General features: G+C 43.5%; 14 protein-coding genes. 9 read left to right on the top strand and 5 right to left on the bottom strand.

Features of this window, described 5'->3' with window-relative positions; genetic code table 11:
- Positions 1-181 precede the first annotated feature (181 nt).
- Positions 182-1,441, bottom strand: a complete 1,260-nt coding sequence (gene icd, locus I3257_RS05120) for an NADP-dependent isocitrate dehydrogenase (protein ID WP_055123470.1) — start codon at positions 1,439-1,441, stop codon at positions 182-184.
- Between the two features lie 500 nt (positions 1,442-1,941).
- On the opposite strand from icd, the gene I3257_RS05115 reads away from it, so the two are divergent.
- Both I3257_RS05115 and I3257_RS05110 read left to right on the top strand, forming a co-directional pair.
- The gene (locus I3257_RS05115; protein WP_238049028.1) at positions 1,942-2,568 is read left to right on the top strand and encodes a pseudouridine synthase; all 627 of its coding nucleotides are present in this window, start codon (positions 1,942-1,944) and stop codon (positions 2,566-2,568) included.
- A 264-nt stretch (positions 2,569-2,832) separates the two neighbouring features.
- Positions 2,833-3,654, top strand: a complete 822-nt coding sequence (locus tag I3257_RS05110) for a DUF305 domain-containing protein (RefSeq protein ID WP_238049027.1) — start codon at positions 2,833-2,835, stop codon at positions 3,652-3,654.
- A 216-nt stretch (positions 3,655-3,870) separates the two neighbouring features.
- On the opposite strand, the gene I3257_RS05105 is transcribed toward I3257_RS05110, so the two are convergent.
- Entirely contained in the window at positions 3,871-5,835 is a 1,965-nt protein-coding gene (locus I3257_RS05105; protein ID WP_238049026.1) for a M61 family peptidase, read from the bottom strand.
- Positions 5,836-6,168: 333 nt separating this feature from the next.
- On the opposite strand from I3257_RS05105, the gene I3257_RS05100 reads away from it, so the two are divergent.
- Entirely contained in the window at positions 6,169-6,654 is a 486-nt protein-coding gene (locus I3257_RS05100) for a peptidylprolyl isomerase (protein WP_045443514.1), read from the top strand.
- A gap of 552 nt (positions 6,655-7,206) precedes the next feature.
- Here I3257_RS05100 and I3257_RS05095 read toward each other — a convergent pair.
- On the bottom strand, positions 7,207-9,417 hold the full coding sequence (locus I3257_RS05095; protein WP_238049025.1) for a carboxy terminal-processing peptidase: 2,211 nt from the start codon (positions 9,415-9,417) through the stop codon (positions 7,207-7,209).
- Positions 9,418-9,971: 554 nt separating this feature from the next.
- Between I3257_RS05095 and nagZ the strand changes: the two genes are divergently transcribed.
- Positions 9,972-11,057 carry a beta-N-acetylhexosaminidase gene (nagZ, locus tag I3257_RS05090; protein ID WP_238049024.1) on the top strand — a complete coding sequence of 362 codons (1,086 nt, stop codon included), beginning with the start codon at positions 9,972-9,974 and terminating at the stop codon, positions 11,055-11,057.
- A gap of 125 nt (positions 11,058-11,182) precedes the next feature.
- Here nagZ and I3257_RS05085 read toward each other — a convergent pair whose 3' ends face one another.
- Positions 11,183-12,778, bottom strand: coding sequence for an OmpA family protein (locus I3257_RS05085; protein WP_238049023.1), 1,596 nt, complete (start codon positions 12,776-12,778; stop codon positions 11,183-11,185).
- Between the two features lie 465 nt (positions 12,779-13,243).
- The gene (locus I3257_RS05080) at positions 13,244-14,878 is read right to left on the bottom strand and encodes a hypothetical protein (protein ID WP_238049022.1); all 1,635 of its coding nucleotides are present in this window, start codon (positions 14,876-14,878) and stop codon (positions 13,244-13,246) included.
- A gap of 374 nt (positions 14,879-15,252) precedes the next feature.
- On the opposite strand from I3257_RS05080, the gene I3257_RS05075 reads away from it, so the two are divergent.
- The 5 genes from I3257_RS05075 to I3257_RS05055 all read left to right on the top strand — a co-directional run bounded on the left by I3257_RS05075 (position 15,253) and on the right by I3257_RS05055 (position 19,636).
- Positions 15,253-15,861, top strand: a complete 609-nt coding sequence (locus I3257_RS05075; protein ID WP_238049021.1) for a rhomboid family intramembrane serine protease — start codon at positions 15,253-15,255, stop codon at positions 15,859-15,861.
- Positions 15,862-16,018: 157 nt separating this feature from the next.
- The gene (locus I3257_RS05070; RefSeq protein ID WP_238049020.1) at positions 16,019-16,984 is read left to right on the top strand and encodes a metallophosphoesterase; all 966 of its coding nucleotides are present in this window, start codon (positions 16,019-16,021) and stop codon (positions 16,982-16,984) included.
- A gap of 99 nt (positions 16,985-17,083) precedes the next feature.
- Complete coding sequence (gene purE / locus I3257_RS05065; protein WP_198329602.1) at positions 17,084-17,644, top strand: 5-(carboxyamino)imidazole ribonucleotide mutase; 561 nt, start codon at positions 17,084-17,086, stop codon at positions 17,642-17,644.
- A 190-nt stretch (positions 17,645-17,834) separates the two neighbouring features.
- Positions 17,835-19,187, top strand: coding sequence for a 5-(carboxyamino)imidazole ribonucleotide synthase (locus I3257_RS05060; RefSeq protein WP_238049019.1), 1,353 nt, complete (start codon positions 17,835-17,837; stop codon positions 19,185-19,187).
- Positions 19,187-19,636 (top strand): YaiI/YqxD family protein, encoded by a 450-nt coding sequence (locus I3257_RS05055; protein ID WP_087813938.1) that lies wholly within the window; start codon positions 19,187-19,189, stop codon positions 19,634-19,636. The genes I3257_RS05060 and I3257_RS05055 overlap by 1 nt, the downstream gene beginning before the upstream one ends.
- The last annotated feature ends 30 nt before the right edge of the window (positions 19,637-19,666 follow it).

Below are 19,666 nucleotides of genomic sequence, written 5' to 3'. Positions count from 1 at the left end.
TTTAAAACGTTACTTTTAAAATATCACTTATAAACAGCAAAAAACTGCTAATAAAAAAGCCACCTACATAACTGTAGGTGGCTTTTTAACATTGATATGTTTATCAATACTTTTGTGAATATTGATACTTTTATCAATACTATAAAATTCTGATAACAGCTGACTCAGCTCTATATACTTTTTAAACATCCATGTGCTTGATAACCGCTTTACCAAACTCAGAAGTACTGAGTAAGATAGCATCTGGCATGAGGCGCTCAAAGTCATAAGTGACTGTTTTGTTAGCGATAGCACCTTGGATACCACTGATAATGAGATCAGCGGCTTCTGTCCAGCCCATGTCTCGTAACATCATCTCAGCTGATAAAATCAATGAGCCAGGATTTACTTTATTCTGACCCGCGTATTTAGGTGCTGTGCCATGAGTTGCCTCATAAACCGCAATTGCGCCGCCTTTGTTAGCGCCCGGTGCGATACCAATACCGCCCACCTCGGCTGCTAGGGCATCTGAGATATAATCACCGTTTAAATTTAGCGTCGCAACGACTGAATAATCCGCCGGACGCATCAAGATTTGCTGCAAAAAGGCATCAGCAATAACATCCTTGATAATAATATCATTGCCTGTTTTTGGATTTTTCATTGTCATCCAAGGACCACCATCTAATAATTCTGCATCAAAGCGTTCTGCGGCCAGCTCATAGCCCCATTCCTTAAATGCGCCTTCGGTATACTTCATAATATTGCCTTTGTGCACTAAAGTCACACTGGGCAAATCATTATCGATAGCATGTTGAATGGCTTTACGCACCAGACGCTGCGAGCCTTCTTTGGATACTGGCTTGATGCCGATACCGCAATCATCATCGAAGCGGATCTTCGTAACGCCCATCTCTTCTTTTAAGAATTTGATGATTTTCTTAGCATCCTCACTGCCCGCTTTCCATTCGATACCTGCATAGATATCTTCTGAGTTTTCACGGAAAATGACCATATCTGTCAGCTCAGGATGTTGAACAGGACTTGGTACACCTTCAAACCAACGAACTGGGCGCTGACACACATAGAGGTCAAGCTCTTGACGTACCGCTACGTTCAATGAGCGAAAACCACCGCCAACTGGCGTGGTCAATGGACCTTTGATACTGATAACATAGTCTTTTAAAATCTCTAGCGTCTCGCTTGGCAGATAGTCACCATCGTATATTTTAGCGGCTTTTTCGCCAAGATAAGCCTCCATCCAAATGATGGACTGTTTGCCATGATAAGCTTTCTCCACGGCCGCATTGACCACTTTTATCATGACCGGCGTGATATCGATCCCGATACCATCCCCTTCAACGAACGGGATGATAGGATGATTGGGTACATTTAGCGACAGATCAGCATTTACGGTAATTTTTTCGCCGTCTCTTGGGACGATAACCTTCTCATAAGACATGGATAAAACTCCTTGGTTGTATGTTAGATATCGCAAGCATCCTTAGCACTCTGTTATGCTAGCCACTCTATTGTGATTATTTATAACGCTTTAAATGCGGGTTAGCCAAACTAAAAACCTTGAGCAATAGGTCTGAGCAATAGGTCTGAGCAATAGGTCTGAGCAATAGGTAAGTTGCGATATGCTGATAAATGGTTTAAAAAATGAATAAGTGAAATAGCGATGCACTGAATAATCATTTATTGACTTAACGATTTATTGACTTAACGATACTGTAAAAATCCCTTTAGTAAAATAGCATCCACACAGACTGTTATAATAACGCGCAAAATAACAAAGATACTTTATATAAAATCAACAAATTTGCAGCTTATAGCGTTGATTTAAAAAAATAACGTTTTATTAGGGTGTGTCCTCGTTTTAAAAATCGTAAATTGAGGACACGCTCTAACCTCAAAATACGCACAAAATAATGATTCAAATTTAGGAAATCCCAAAACATGTCGACCTCTAGTCTGATTTTATTCAACAAACCTTATGGGGTGCAAAGTCAATTTCGTGATGACAGCAACAATGATCACACCACCCTATCACAGTATTTTACCGATAAGTCTTTACGGATTGCTGGTAGGCTTGATGCCACCTCAGAGGGCTTGCTGATTTTAACGAATGATGGTCGAGTCAATAAAGCCATTACCCAGCCACCTTCTGCTGCTAATTTTGCAAAAAATCGTCATAAGCAGGGCAAAACTTACTTGGTTCAAGTTGAAGGCACAGCAACGCCAGCACAGTTAAATGAGCTTGCCTCTGGCGTACATTTAAAAGATGGCAAGACACTACCGGCGACGGCTCTCATGGTAGAAGAGACAAACTTACCCATTGATTTATGGCAACGTGAGCCGCCTATTCGTGAGCGTAAGAATGTACCGACTTCATGGCTCATGCTGACGATTTATGAAGGTAAGAATCGCCAAGTCAGACGTATGACAGCGCAGGTTGGACTGCCTTGTCTGCGTTTGATACGTTGGTCGGTGGCAGGGTTTGAATTGGGTGATTTAGCCGTTGGTGAGTTTGTGCGCATTCATCTCACTAGCGAACGCTGTCAGCAATTAGGCATTCTTAATTAATTGTTACTATCAATCTACTGGTATCTCATTGCTGATCGCTCGTGACTGGCATCTGCTTATTAAGACATATCCTCATTTATATCAGTTTTTTAGATAAGAATACGTCTTAGTCATTGGCTTTGATATCCATTAAAACCAATTACGACTTGCTAAACATCGCGTCTCGAACGAGCAAGGTTTATCTGCTAAGCTTCAGAACACCATTATTTAGGTATCATAAGTCTCATCCACTTATCATTTGATTTTTTATTATAGGGATATGTTATGTTTGCTTCTCGTCGTTGGATCTTGTTGGCCACTAGCGTTTCTACAGCGCTTATAATGAGCGCCTGTCAGCCGACAAAAGACAACGATGACACAGATCCTAATGCAGCGACCCCACCTGTGACTGATATCGTTGATGCTCCAAATGACGTCGACGCTGATAACGACCTAGTAGCTGGCGAAAACAGCGCAGACGAGAGCCAAATGACCGACATACTCAGAGACTATACAAGGTCGATGACTAGAATGCATGATGAGATGATGATCGGTATGGGTTATAACGATCCTGATACAGCCTTTGCTAAAGCGATGCTTGGCCACCACCGCGGTGCCGTAGAAATGGCAAAAATTCAGCTGAAATATGGTACTGACGAAGAGATGCGTCAATTGGCACAAGAGATTATCGCCACTCAGCAAGTTGAAATCGATATTTTGAATAAATGGCTTGCTAGCCACCCTGATACAGCCAAACCTAAACCCAATACTGAAGCGATGCAGCAAGCGTATGCCAGAAGCATGGATGTCTTAAATGGCGAGATGGTATTGGGTATCGCCGATCCTGTGCCTGACATGGCATTTGCACGTGGTATGCTGCCGCATCACATTGGCGCGGTAGAGATGGCAAACATTCAGCTGAAATATGGTACTGACGAAGAGATGCGTCAATTGGCACAAGATATCATCGATGGTCAGCAGACTGAGATTGAGCATATGCAACAATGGATTGCAGATGCTAATGCTAGTACCGATAAAAATACTAAAGAGATACAGGGCACAAGTGAAGCGGATAATCATCAGCAATCTGAGCAATCTGCTTCTTAGGTGCTGAATTACTAAACGCTGACTTAGCTGTTAATTTTTAGCACGCTTGAAAAAGACTGCCAGTCACTACACAAAGCCCCTGCCCCTGCCCCTGCCCCTGCCCCTGCCCCTGCCCCTGCCAAATAATATTATTTGGCAGGGGCTTTTACTTTTAACCAATTATTGGACAGAATAGTGAGAACAAATACATTCACATTAATACATTTAGCAATGTATTTAACTTTGATAACGCTCTATAGCATTAAGCCATGCTTGCCAGCCTGCATCGACTGGAGAAGAATTATCACTGACTCCTGACGATTGATTTGCTTTTGCCAAGTGCAAGCTCACTTTATGCGGAGATGCTTTGTCGATGGCTTCATCAGCCGCCTTAGGCAGCACATTAATACGCATCAACTCATCACGGCGAAACAGGTGACACTCAATGTCGCGCTCCACATTACTTAGCAACGCCAATTGTTTACTATCAGCTTTGATACCGTCAAGCGCCACAATGACATCGTTCGCTGAAATACCCGCTCTAGCAGCGACACTAGCACGTGTCACGCGATTAACCTTGAGTCCAGCAGGTGTTTCAGTACAGCGTATGCCCCAAGGCATATGCTTGTCAGCCGTCTCTTTGCTATTACTATGCATGCTAATATCGTTTGCCGCCAGCAGCGCTTCAATTGGCAACTCTTCAACACCGTTGACATAACGATGCTCAAAATCCTCCCAATCTGCTAATGGCATAAACTGTCCAATGACTGCACCCATATCAGCACTGCTAATGCCGACACGTTTGTTATCGTTTTGCTTGGCCTGAGTATAAAAAGCCTTGACCACATCAAACAGACGATAGCGATCAGCACTCTTTTGGAGTAGCGTCAAATCCAAACATAATGCAACCAGTGCCCCTTTGTTGTAGTAGCTGATACCTGCATTACCCGTATTTTCGTCATTACGGTATAACTTAATCCACGCATCAAAGCTCGACTCGGCAACACTTTGATACGCACGCCCATCGGTTTGATAGTAGCGATTAATTTGTTCCGCCAATAGCTTGAGATAGCTTGTTTTGTCAATCACACCTGACGCTTGTAACATAAAATCATCGATATACGAAGTAAATCCCTCAAATACCCATAGCAGTGGTGTAAATGCCTCGCGGCGCAAATCGACATCCAACATAACATCTGGGCGTACCGTTTTGACCCACCACGAATGAAAATACTCATGGCTGCATAAGCCCAAAAATCGCTGATAATCGGTGCTTGGTATTTTTGGCTCATCAAGAGTTGGTAAGTCTCGGCGCGGCGTAATGAGACTGGTCGAATTGATATGCTCAAGTCCACCATAATCCTGACCACTGGCAAAGGTCATAAACGTATAATCATTAAATGGCGCATCACCCAACCAATCTAAATAGCACTGACATATCTGAGTGACATCCTGCTGTAGCCTGCCCATATTGGCGCTGTGCTTACCTGAGAGATAAAAGCGATGATGTAGCGTCTGATGCGTACTGTCTTGAATAATAAAGTCAAACTTATCTTGTTCTGCAATCTCAAACGGGTAATCAATAAGGTCGTGATAACTGCCTGCTTGTAGTCCATAGCTATGCTGCCCATCAAGACGTAGATGCGTAGACTCTAACCCACATGCCAATAGCAGCCGACTCTCGTCTTTACCTGCTAAAAATGCTGCTGGCACTGCTAAACTGACTTGTACAGCTCGATGCTCCTGCCCCTCTACAGCCAATGCCAGTGAGGTAAAATTCCCATACAAACGTTGCTGATCGACATAGGCAGTACGTACCGATAAATCATAGCAGTACACTTCATAATGGACACTGATGGCTTGCCCTGCCTTGGCTTTTGGTAATTGCCACGTGTTTTTATCTATTTTGTGCGCGCGATAAGTCTCGTGAGTATCGTCATCCATGATTTGGCTGTCTAACACCTGATAATGCACCGCGGTAATGTTGCGCGCAAACTCACGCATCAGATAACTGCCTGGTATCCACGCTGGCAACCAAAGTTGAGGCACATCATTTACTGCCGTAAAATGGAGCGACACATCAACCAAGTGCTCAGAAAACCGCTCGAAATTGAGTCGATAATTGATATTAGCTTTATGGTGATCGCTGATTGTATTGGCATCTGATAGCTGATTGCGTGAATCATTGGCAAATGAAGTCATTGTTTTTTTATCCTTATTTATATCATTATGGTAAAAGCCATTGTCCAAAAACGCAACTGGCAAACCCCGAATATCCATTTACGGTCTTAAAACCACAAAAAACTGTGTTTATTTTCATAAAAAATGCCATTTATCAGTATAAAATAGCATTTTTTATTGTTTTTACCTTGAAAGTTATATGAGCCATCTCAATTAAAGATGCTAACTGCTAAAGTTACTTTAATAAACTGATGATAATTGACTAATGACGTGGCTATTTGGCTTGCTGATTGGATTTTTTAGGTTTATTGCAACCGTATTTAATTTTTTACATAGATATATTTAGGATAACTTATGACTATTATTGCAAAAGACACTGCCGTCAAATTCAATTACACACTAAAAGACGACGAAGGCAACATTCTTGACCAATCACCAGAAGGTCAACCACTTGCGTACTTGCATGGCCACAGCAACATCATTCCAGGCCTTGAGCAACAGCTAGAAGGTAAATCTGCTGGCGAACAAGTTAATGCTGTTGTTGAACCTGCTGATGGCTACGGCGAATATCAAGAGCAAGCGGTGCAACATGTACCACGTGATAACTTCCAAGGCGTTGAAGATATCCAGCCGGGTATGCAGTTTCAGTCAGAAGCTGGCGGACAAGTAATGCTAGTTACCGTTACTGAAGTAAATGACAAAGAAGTGACCGTTGATGCAAACCATCCATTGGCTGGTAAGCGTTTGACGTTTGATGTTGAAATCCAAGAAGTGCGTGCAGCGACTGAAGATGAACTAAACCATGGTCATGTCCATGGCGCTGGTGGCGTTGAGCACTAATCTCTTCTAGAGTATAGTGAGATGTTAAATGGTAGTCTTTATTAAGATTGCCATTTGGTCAAAAAAGGTCAGTGGCTGATAAGGTTACTGGCCTTTTTTATGCTTATTCTATGATAAGTTCAATATTAATATACTTATCTATAAGCTGAGCGCTATTCACGTCTACAGTGATATTAAACTTGAGCAATATCTCTCTAAAAAATCTACCATAAAAATTACTAATGTCCAGACGTAACAAAGCCGCATAACGACAAGCGTTATGCGGCTTTTATCACTAACCATCCATGTTATCGTTATATGATACCTAATCCCGGAGTATCCTATAACTGACAGGCATCTAGCCTTATCATCCTTAATCAGCAAACCACCTATCCCTGATGCGACCTTTGAGATACCAATCCCTAGTATCAATGAACCTTTTCGTTCAATCGTGCCGTACAGTTATAATCGCAGATTGCCTCATGGTTAGTAAGAGGTATAAACGTCAATCCATGTAAGCATATGCTTACATGGATTTTAATCACAGCCTTTTTGGCTGACAATACTGACCGTTTATAGCTTCTCTTCAGGGCTTAACAATGCTTTAGGTTCAGCGCTTAGCATAATATAGGCAGCTTCATTGATGAAGGCTTCGTCTTCAGGTAGCTCTGGGCGCTCCTTGGCTTTCATGCGACTGCGTTCTTCAAATTTTGCATCCATTGCTGCTTGATAGGTGTTCCAATTGGCATAAGGGCGCTCACCCGTTGCAATAAGACGTTTGTTTTCAGCTTCTAATGAACGCTTTTCAATCAACTGCATCTTAGCGCGGCGGCTATTGATATCAAGTGGAATTGGTTTTTTCTCATCTTCCATATCACGAATGTTGTTTAGCGCTGAGAGATAAACAAACTGTGGGTTTTGCTCTTGACGAATTTTAGACTGCTGGTTAAGTGTCGCTAGCGTCGTATCAGTGAACTTACCTTCAGGCTTGTAAGGCGCCGTTTTGATGGTATCCCAAGGTAACGCTTTTTTCTGCGCACGTTCACCAAAAGTGGCATCATCGTAGATATTGACCAACTCTACATCAGGTACCACACCTTTATTCTGCGTACTACCACCAGTGATGCGATAGAATTTGCGCTGTGTTAAAGTGGCTGAACCCAATGCCAAATTATCGAGTTGAATCTGCGCTGAACCTTTACCCGTTGTCGTACTACCAACCACTAGCCCACGACCGTAATCTTGGATAGCCGCGGCAAATATTTCACTGGCTGAGGCAGACGCTAGATTGGTAATAACGACCACTTTGCCATCATAAAGTTGCTCACCGCCATCATCGTCACGGTAGACCTGAATGTTGCCGCGATTGTCACGGATTTGCACCATCGGTCCGCTCTTGATAAAGAAGCCAAGCATTTTTGCTACTTCATCCAATGAACCACCTGGGTTATTGCGCAAATCAACCACGAGGCCATCAATATTTTCTTTATTCAACGCTTTCAACGCTTTTTCGGTATCGATACTGACGCTGCGATAATCCTCACCGTTACGGCGTGCCTGATAATTCAGATAAAAGCTTGGTATCTCAAGGACGCCGATGCGTTTTGGCGTTTTATCAATATTAGGGCGCTGTACTTCTACCACGCGCTGGGTAACCCCTGACTCTTCTTGTTGAATAATGTCACGAACCACCGTCACGTTACGGGCACTGGCATCAGGGGTATTTGGCTGACGCACTTTAATGGTCACTGATGTGCCACGTTTACCACGAATCAAGCTCACAATCTCACGCGTTGACCAGCCAACCACGTCTGTCATGTTCTCGCCATCTTTGGCAATACCGATAATCAAATCGTTGGGTTTAATCTGACCAGATTTGGCTGCTGGACCACCATCAACCAAGGTCACGATGCGAGTATAATCTGGGTTTTTACGGTCAGGACGAATAGAGACGCCAATGCCTTCTAGTTGCAGGCTAGATTGGATTTGCAATTCGTTGGCTTGAATCGGTGCGTAATAATTACTGTGCGGATCGTAAGTCAGCATCGCCGTATTTAAGATGGTTTCCATGATTTCATCATTTGTGAGACGCTTAAACTGCTCTTGCTGTCGCGATAAACGATTTTGTAAAATCTCGCTTGGTGTACGTTGGTCATTGCGCACCAAATCTTGTCCACGAGTAATATCTGGATTGCTCAGGAATACTTTTTCTTTGGCTTTTTCATCTTCTTGACCCAAGGTAATACTCATCAGCTGAAACTTCAGCTGACGCGTCCAATAATCACGCTGCTCTTTTTTGGTTTTAAAATGATTGAGTTTTTCACGGTCGAGCACGATCGTGTCATCACTCGTCAAATCAATATCGGTTTTTAGCATCTTGCTCGCCATCGCAAAATACTCATTTGAGCGTTTGCGATAGCGTTCAAAGACCTCTACTCCTGCAGATAAGTCGCCACGCTTGAGGCGAGCACCGAATTCATCGGCGTATTTGTTCTTAAACTCATCCACATCAGACTGCAAAAACAACGTATGGTTTGGGTCAAGGCTATCGATATACATAGACAAGATTTCGCTGCCCGTTTTGCTATCTAGCGGCTGATTCAAATAGTGGCTACGATCCAGCAATGCGGCTACTTGGCGAGTGGTGACTTTTTGTTCAGGGGTTTGTACAAAGCCTTCAGTATTGGTGTCGGCCATTGCCGTCCCGTAGCTCTGGGTGAGAATAATACCGGCGATGCCCACTGATGCTGCACTGAGTAACCACTGTGCTGGTTGTTTTTTCATCATATATACCTAGTTATTTTACGTTAATAATATTATTTGTTTTATAAAAATCAAAAGTGACTGAATCAGGCGCCGCCTATAAATGCTTTATCTTTAAGTCACGAAATATTTATCTACCATTATCAATCGAATATGTATTCAATGATACTTTCTAAAAGCTAAAACGATATTTTCTAAAATGCTATTTTCTGAGTAATTATGGTCACTAAATGCCATTGCTGTTTGCTAATATATTGTTAAAAATCACTCAATATTATCATGCACATAGATATCCAACTGTCTCAAACTGTATAAGCAATCTTACACGCTACGTCTGCACATACCAAACTTTCTATGACATTTATTGTTCATCATTATTTGGGTCATTTATTGACGATTCAATGCCCACTCGCGAATTGATTTGAGTTCATTCATCTGCCACATTATGCTCATTTGCTAATAACTGTCATAATAAAGCAGTTTTGATAATAGTGGCACACTGCCAATTATCATCATTTATTTATTTGAAGCTAAACTGATCATATAACAATATATAACACCATAAGGATTACGCAATGTACGGCGTCTTAATGATTGATATCGATAGTACCGCACTGACAGCAGAAGATGTCAGCTTAATCAAACAGGCACAGGTGGGCGGGGTGATTCTATTTGCCCGAAACGTTGCAGATGCCGCACAAGTACGGGCGTTGTGTGACGACATACGTTATCACAACCCAGATATATTAATCGGCGTCGACCAAGAAGGTGGACGAGTCGCACGCCTGCGCAATGGCTTTACGCCACTACCTGCCATGGGCAAGCTTGGGGAGCTCTTCAATCAAGAGCCTAGCCATGCGCTAAGCTGTGCTTACGATTGTGGCTATCTAATGGCAACAGAAGTATTGGCAGTGGGCATTGATCTCAGTTTTGCCCCAGTACTTGACAGAGATGGCATCAGCCAAGTCATTGGGGATCGTAGCTTCCATCAAGAGCCGCAAGCGATCACTGCGCTGGCGACTCAGTTTATGCGCGGTATGAAAGCCGCTGGCATGGCAACCACAGGTAAGCATTTCCCCGGTCATGGCGCGATTGCCCCTGATTCCCATGTGGCTGAGGCCATCGATACGCGTAGCTTGGATGAGATTATGCATAGCGATATGCAGCCTTTTGCCCAAACCCTACCGTGGCTTGATGCCTTAATGCCTGCCCATGTTATTTTTTCGCAAGTCGATGACCAGCCAGCAGGTTTTTCTAAAATTTGGCTCAAGGACATCATACGGGATCAGCTAAAGTTTGATGGGGTCTTATTCTCTGATGATCTATGTATGGCAGGTGCTCAAGCCGCAGGCGATGTCAGTGCACGTGTGAAAGCCGCGATTGAAGCGGGTTGTGATATTGCGCTGGTTTGTAATGATCGCGTCGCCGCCCATGAAGCCGCAGAGACCGCACAAGAGCTGCCTTATCCCAATCAAAACCGTATTAAAACAATGTGCGGACAGATACCAAAATGGCAAGGTGATCTGGAATCAACTTGTCAACAATTTGATTATTGGCAACAGGCAAAGAAAAACGTGACTCAAACCTTTTTTAGTACTCAATCTGAGGCACAAGTGATTCGCAACGCTACTGAATCAAAAGATCCGACCGCCTATAAATAATCGCTTATCATTAGATACTTATCATTAGCCACCTATAAACAACAGCCTTAACAAAATGAAAAACCGCACCTTTTATAAGATGCGGTTTTTTTGAATGAATAACTTCTCAATCAATCTTTTGTGCATTAATTGGCTGGATCTACTGCCGTACCTTGAGTGGCATCATCACCATCAGGCAATAAGTCATCGTTATTGCTATCCAAAGGGTTTAAGTCTGGGTCAAGCGCATCATTACTAATAATCATACCATCGTTCGCACTGGCCATCTCGTCATTGACTATAAATTCAATACGGCGATTACGGAAGCGACCCTGCTCCGTTGAGTTATCAGCGATAGGTTCTGATTCACCCATGCCTTTCGTCATCAGTTTACTGGCATCAACACCTTGAGATACCAAATACTCTTTCACTGCCTCAGCGCGATCACGAGACAATTCTACATTGTAAGAATCTGATGCCTGACTGTCAGTATGACCGATAATCGTCAGCTTCATATTCGGTACTTCGTTGATAATCTTAGCAGCGCGGTCAAGCAGCTCTTTATTGACATCAGGAATGACCGCTTCATCCACTTCAAAGTTGATAACCTGAATACTCAATGCACGAGCCACATCACGTGGATCTGGGTTTTTACCGAGATTGGTCATAGCAACATCCGCAGCTGCCAAACTATTATCAATCTCACCCTGCAAATCTAACGGTCCTTCGGCTTGGATGGTCATCGCAGGAACAGCCGCTTTTAAGTCAGCCACTAGCTTATCTAATGCCGCTGCATCAGGCGCATTGACAGTGATAACATCGCCTTTGATGATCATGCTCGCATTTGGTACATTTTTGACGATAGGTAAGATAGTAGCTAGCTGAGCCGCCGCTGGCATATCTACTGCAAAATTATCATCGACATCAGCACGGCATTTATTGGCTTCTTCACCAAATGCACTGGTTAACGCATTCATTACATTGGTCTGCAAGGTCTCGTCGCCCACATTCATACGGCAAGCATACAGTTCACTATTTTCACCAGTCGCAATGCGCAATGATGCAGGCTCGATATCACCTGCCACTGCCAACTGACCCTCTCCCTGCGCTGCTTGTTGGGCAGTAGCCACCGGTGTAGCGACAGGCTCAGGATTCTCTTGGCAACCACGAAGTAAAGCCCAAGCCAATGCGCCTAAAATAATCAAACCAATAATGGGGAGCAATGCTTTCATAAAGCTGCCTTGCTGCTCTTCTTCGCGTTGCAATGGAGCGGTGCTCACCGTATCAGAGATACGCGCGCCAGCAGCAGGCGTCGCTGCCAACATACCGACTGGCAGAACGGCGCTTGCCCAGGCAGGAATATAACGCTGGTAACTGTCGAGATTATCATTTAAGAACTGCGGCACTGGTGTGGTACCTGCCAAGCTTTTGATTTCGTGAAAAGCCAGTGGCGCTGCCATCGCTATCAGTCCGCGCGAAGACGTCGCATCAACATTATGCTTGCCTGCCAGCTCACGAGCGATTTGATCACGTTGCGAATCATCGCTCCATACACGGTCATAAAACCCTTGGTCGTCACGAGTGATATTTTCATTTGCAAAACGATTATAAGTATCGTTATCCGCTAAGCGAGCCGCAAAAATAGCGTAGAACTGTTCAAGCAGCCCCTTTTTAGCGGGACTATGATCATCTTCCAGCACGGCTGGGCTAACGGTACGCGTCAAATGACTGATAATATCCATAATACAATTCTCCTATTAATGCCTATATTAGTATCGATTTATATAATTAAAATATTCAAAAAACGCCAGATAAAATAATGATTTGAAATAAGAACCATGACAGCTAAAACCATCTTAACCCTGTTCAATTTTCATCATTATAAAAGTATTAAGTCAGTGTTAACAATCAACAGGTTGTTGTACAAATGATACGTTAGGTAATATTTCAAGTGTCACACGTAACCAAAAACATGGCAAATAACCAATCATTAGCTCAGTGAGAACCCATAAAAGAATCAGTAAAACTTATGTATAAATGGAGAAAATACATCCTTTTTTCAGATACTTTGTGGTCTTTTACATAATTCTGACTGGGTATCAACAGAAAAAATGGCGGTATAAGCAACTTATACCGCCATCTTTACTTGATAACTTGTTTCAATGGATAAATTGATCAAACAATCGTTAAACACCTCTATTATCCAATCATTTATTCCTTACTTGCGCAGGTTCAGCGATGATGAGTGTGCTTGCCATATCATCTACCTCCGATTCTGAAATAGAACCTGACGGTCTGTTATTCATCGGTGTATTGTTAGGGGTATTGTTAGGAATGTTACTGGGAATATTGTTGGCATTGTTACTATAATTGTTGGGTGCAGGAGTAGGTACGATACGATCACCTGCATCGTCATCTGCTGCTTGGAACTCTCCAGACCCACTGTTGTTATAGTCATTAGCATACTGATTGTTGGCAGGTCCCTCATTCTCAAACTGGTTATTCGTATTATTCATTGCATTGGCATCAGCATCGTTATTTTCAGGCAATGGTAATGGTGCAGTACTATCGATGACCATGGCAGGTATCAAAGTACGCATATCCGTAACCAGTCGTTGCAAGAGCATACTGTCTGGCGCTTCTAACATAAGGCGATCATTCTGCAAGTGTAGGCGTGCAAATGGCGTAGACCTAATCATCGTCAAGACATTGGGCAGTACTTCCTCTGGTAAATTGGCAATACTACTGGCAACTCCAGCCTGTACTGTTAATTCGCAAATACTCGCTTGCTCACCAAAGCTGGTATTGAGCGCTTGTTGCAAGGTGCTTTGTAGCGCTGCATCGCCAATGGTAGCACTACAGGTATACAGACTACCGCTGTTATCTACGCCAACGATTAGCTCAATGGGAGTCATCGTTGGCGCTACTGGTGCAGGCGTTGGTGCTACCACAACAGGCACTGTCGCAGCGGCTTCTATAGGCGGCGCGTTGTTCGGTCTGATTAATATTGCCCAAGCAGCAAGCCCTATCGCGGCAATGGCTACTATTAATAAACCCACCCGTACCAGTAAATCATTACGTTGATTGCGAGTACGCACTTTTTCTTGCTTCATACTGCTATTTTCTGCCAAATGATGCGCGGATGGATTGGCATGAATGGCGCCAGTATGAGCACTAAAATGACCATCGGTATTACCTATCCTCATACTTTCTACATCAGTATTTCCAATATCTTTTTTATCTGCTGTATCAGCATTTTGTCTATAAGCGACTGGCGCTGCGGCGATCGTACTGGTATCTATATGAGAATTTTGCCGTCCATCCAAAGAAGTGTCACGCACTGGTACGCTATCAATATCTGCGGCGATGTATGGGTGTGTTTCTGATGCGCTATTGACGTTTTGAGGAGCAGTAATAATAGGTGCTGACCACATTGGTAAATACTGACGCAATGCTGCCTGCTCTCCCTGCAAAAACGCTGGCAAAAACTGTCCGTTTGCCAATACTGTCAGCTCACGATAGGCCAGTGGCGCGGCATTGATGAGCAGCTGTAACGTAGCAGACTCATCAATATGATGCATGGTAGACAGCTCTCGGATCATAAGCTGTTGTACACTTTTATCTTGCCACAGTTGTTCGAACAGTGGGCTTTCTGTGACTCTATCAACCATCCCTTGCTCGGCGCGGATAAATTGTGAGTAGACTTGCGGCAAGGCGAGACGTGATGCCAAGATGGCATAAAACTGCTCCAATAAGCTGATGTAAGCCACACTATCATGACTATTGCGCTCACCTATGACAGCTGGCGTTACGGTCTTTTCTAATTGGTCGATAATACTCATAGATTACTGCCTCTTTCGGCGCTTATTTTAAATTCACCAACGCATGAAACGTTTACTTTACTTGTCGTTAGCGTCTGTATTCTTGGATACCGCTCTCATTTAACCCACCATTACCGTCAAGATACGAAGCATTACTCAATTTGCCTGACAGGCTGCTATATTATTCACTATAAAAGCATATAAATGCACTATTTTGTCACATAATAAGTTTTTGCATTATCATAACTACTGTTAGTATTACTTTATTATAAATAGCTCATGCTTAATAATTGCTTGTCAGTCCTATTTAGTTTGCACTCAGCCATAATGCGTAGGCTTTGAACATTGTTATTCATCACCTTGTCACATATCAGGCGCAGCCTAAGGATTTTCCTTTGTTCAATCATACGACCCTTATTATTATTATCACGGTTATTGTCAGCTTAGTGGCATGGCAAAACAAAACAGTATTTAATCGACTTATTTTTTATCCGCCAGCGGTAAATAATGGGCAGTGGGACCGTTTTGTCACGCATGGCTTTATTCATGCCGATAGCATGCACCTGCTCTTTAATATGTTTACTTTATACTTTTTCGGTCGTGCTATTGAAGGGCTATATCAGCCGTTCTTATTTGGCTATGGTTTTGTGGTCTTTTACGTATTGGCCATTACCATTGCGATGATTCCAAGCTACCTCAAGAATAAAAATAATGCGAGCTATCTAAGCCTTGGCGCGTCAGGCGGTGTATCAGCCGTATTGTTTGCTTTTATTTTGCTGGCACCGTGGGAGAAAATCTACCTATTCGCGATTGTTCCTATACCTGCGATATTATTCGCCGTCGCTTATATCGCTTATAGTATCTATGCAGACAAACGGGGCGGCTCTAATATCAATCATATGGCGCATATGTGGGGCGGCGCGTTTGGGGTTATTGCCACGATTATTTTAGAACCGCAAGTCCTACCGCATTTTATCAATGCGCTATTATCACCTGGGCTTTAAATTTAGTAATGAAGTTTATTAATGAAGCTCAGTGGTGAAAAGTGAAATGAGCACTTGAGTTATGATGGCAGTTTAAGTAACCAAGCGATGATTAACATCGCGTTATGTTTTGCACAAACTTATACTCAACAAACTATTTAAGAATTTGATAATTATTATGATAATAGATGTTATCGGTGATATTCACGGCTACGCATACAAGTTAATTGGCTTATTAGAGCAGCTAGGTTACGTTCATAATGGCACGTACTTTGTACCGCCAGCAGGGCATCGGGCGTTATTCATCGGTGACTTGATTGACCGAGGACCACAGCAATTGGCTACCTTAGAAATTGTTTTTGCCATGTTAGATGCTAACGTGGCAGATGGGATAATGGGTAATCATGAATATAATGCCCTCGCCTTTGCCACACTTGACCCTGATAACTCCAGCCAATATCTGCGCTCGCACAATGACATACATACGCGCCAACATGCGGCATTTTTAGCCGAAATAGCTTTTGGCTCAGAGCGTCATCAATATTGGCTTAATCGGTTATACGAGCTGCCTTTATGGATTGAAACAGACGACGCTTGTTTTGTTCATGCCTGCTGGGATGTCGATAGTATGGCGGTATTGCAGCCACTATTGACTGACGATAACTGTTTAACGCCGCACGGGCTAGTCGCCACTGCCAAAGAAAACACGGCGCCATTTGACGCGCTAGAGCGGGTGTTAAAAGGTGTAGAAACAGCATTACCCGACGGCATAGTCATGGTCGATAAAGAAGGCACTGAGCGCAAGCGCGTGCGAGTATGCTGGTGGCTTGACGGGCTGAATAAACGCCGTCTTTATGAGGTGGCGCGTGCGCCTGCATCAGCATTGGCTCAGATTCCAAAAGAGGTGTTGGCTGAAAATATTGATTTCGCTCTGAAAACGGATAAAGCGGTATTTGTCGGTCATTATTGGCTAACTGGCACGCCTGAGCCACTGAGTTCACAAGTAGCCTGTACTGATTATTCAGCGGCGGTAGACAGCGGATATCTGACTTGTTATCAGCTCGATACTGAGCAACCATTGCCACTAAAAGCCAGTAACTTTGTCCAATATCGCCATGATAAATCGGTAAACCCCAATCCATAAAATTGGTACTATTGCCCCTGCTTTCTTATTAAAAATCAAACTTGGCTTTACGAAGGCAACAAAACTTTTGTATGATGGTCTTTTTGAGGATATCAAAGCATGAGCACCACAACAGCTACTGTTAACACGATGGATCAAAACAGCCCTATCGCCTCCCCTGCTGGTCAACCGAAAGTTGGCATTATTATGGGATCACAATCTGATTGGGCAACCATGAGTGCGGCAGCGCAATTGCTCGCAGACTTTGATATCGCTTTTGATTGTGAAGTGGTTTCAGCACACCGCACCCCTGATAGATTGTTTGACTATGCAAAAAGTGCAAAAGATAACGGTCTACAAGTTATCATCGCTGGCGCTGGCGGCGCGGCGCATCTGCCTGGCATGTGTGCCAGCCAAACGCCGCTCCCTGTCTTTGGCGTCCCTGTAAAGTCTTCTATGCTCAGCGGTTGGGATAGTCTCCTGTCTATCGTACAGATGCCTAAAGGCGTCGCAGTTGGCACATTAGCGATTGGCTCAGCAGGCGCTTACAATGCTGCTCTGCTTGCGATTCAAGTGTTAGCATTGAATGATGAGACCATTGCGGCTAAGCTGGACAATCTGCGCCAAACGCAAACTGATACTATCCTTGCTAGCCCAACGCCAGGCATTATCAATACCTAATTACCTGTTTTTGATAACGGTTCTTGAATCCCATTATTGAGACATAGGTGCTATTTACTTGATATTTATTTTTAGATGGGTTTTACTTAATACAAGGTGCATGTAATGCACCTTTTCCTATTTTAATAGATGACTTTTTACCTTTTATTACACCCAAAATATTATTCATTTTTAACTCAAAGAGCCTGCCATGACTACAGCGAACGCTTACCCTGTTACCCAAACCATTCGTACCATCGGTATTTTAGGCGGTGGTCAGCTTGGTATGATGCTTGCCGAAGCAGCGATGCCACTTGGCTACCAATGTGTGTTTTTAGAAGACAGCGCTGACTGCCCTGCTAGCCTATACGGTCGCGTCTTTCATAGCGATCAATTGGAAGACTTCATCGCAGCAGCAGACGTTTTCACCTTAGAGTTTGAAAACACACCGACTGCGACAGTGGAACAGCTGACCGATCTGTCAAAATCAGGTAGTAAACAAGGTATGTTTCCGCCATTGATTGCGCTTGATATCGCTCAAGACCGCTTAAAAGAAAAGCAAATGTTCAATTCACTTGAGATCGCCACTGTACCCTTTATGGCTGTCAACTCTGAAGCGGATTTGCAGCAAGCCTGTCATGAATTAGGACTGCCTATCGTCCTAAAAACCAGCCGTGGCGGTTATGATGGCAAAGGTCAGTTCGTGATTAGACAAGACAGTGATATCAAGGCGGCATGGCAAAATCTTAAAGATGCGGTCACTGGTAAAGGCTCACTAACGCCAACGCCCGCCCCTTTGATTGCAGAAGGTTTCATTAACTTTAGCCGCGAGCTTTCTATTATCGCCGCACGCGCACAAAATGGTCAGGTTCGTTGCTACGATTTGGTCGAAAACCATCATCATAATGGTATTTTAGCCAAGACCCAAGCGCCTGCCGTTGGTACCAGTCATTTATTCAAACAAGCAACCGATGCCATCACCAAGATCATGAACCACTTAGACTATGTTGGTGTAATGGCACTTGAGCTCTTTGTGACCAAAGATGCGCGTGGTCATGACACGCTACTCGCTAATGAAATTGCGCCGCGCGTGCATAATTCAGGACATTGGAGTATTGAAGGCGCTGTCACCAGCCAATTTGAAAACCACATTCGTGCCGTCGTCAATCTGCCATTAGGTGATACCGACAACGTGCATCCAGCGATTATGCTCAATATCTTGGGGCAATATCCAGATATCAGCGACGTACTAAATATCGATGGTGCGCACTATCATAGCTACCACAAAGCAGAACGCGATGACCGCAAAATTGCGCATATTACCTTGATGCCAAACGACGTTGCCGACTTAGAGCCTGCTTTGGCCAAGCTCGTCGCTACGCTACCCAATAAAATGGGACTTGAGAAAAAACCATCTGCGATTGATAGCCAGCCAAAAGCGTCAGATAGTCTAACCACTACTGACAATGACAATATTTTAGAGAGTATAGAAGTCCATATCGATGACAGCCAAACAACTAAGGCTATCGACGCTAAGGCAAAAACAGAAAAGGTTAAGAAATAATGCAGATTTGGGTAGATGCCGATTCGGTGCCATTGATTGCCAAAGATTTGATTATCAAAACCGCTGAACGCACACAAACCATGGCAATATTCGTCGCCAATCAGCCGATCAAACTGCGTAAGTCACCACTACTTGTAATGACAGTGGTGCCATCAGGCTTTGATAAAGCCGATGATTATATCGTTGAGCAAATACAGCCAGGCGATCTGGCTATTACCAGCGACATTCCTTTGGCTAATGACATTTTGGACAAAGGTGGTATGGTCTTGACCTCTCGCGGCATGGTCTATGACAAAAATAATATCAAGCAAAAGCTCAATATGCGTGATTTCATGGATACCATGCGCGGTACTGGCGTGCTCGAGCTACAAGAAATGAGTGGTCAAAAACCTTATGGCGATCGTGATAAAAAAGCCTTTGCTGATGGATTAAACAAGTTGGTACGCTAGTTTTCACACGCTTTGTCTTTGATTTTTTGA

It is taken from the genome of Psychrobacter sp. Ps7 (assembly GCF_022129225.1).
Lineage (GTDB): Bacteria > Pseudomonadota > Gammaproteobacteria > Pseudomonadales > Moraxellaceae > Psychrobacter > Psychrobacter immobilis_A.
The sequence above is the reverse complement of the archived record's forward strand: the minus strand, read 5'-3'. Positions and strand labels throughout refer to the sequence as shown.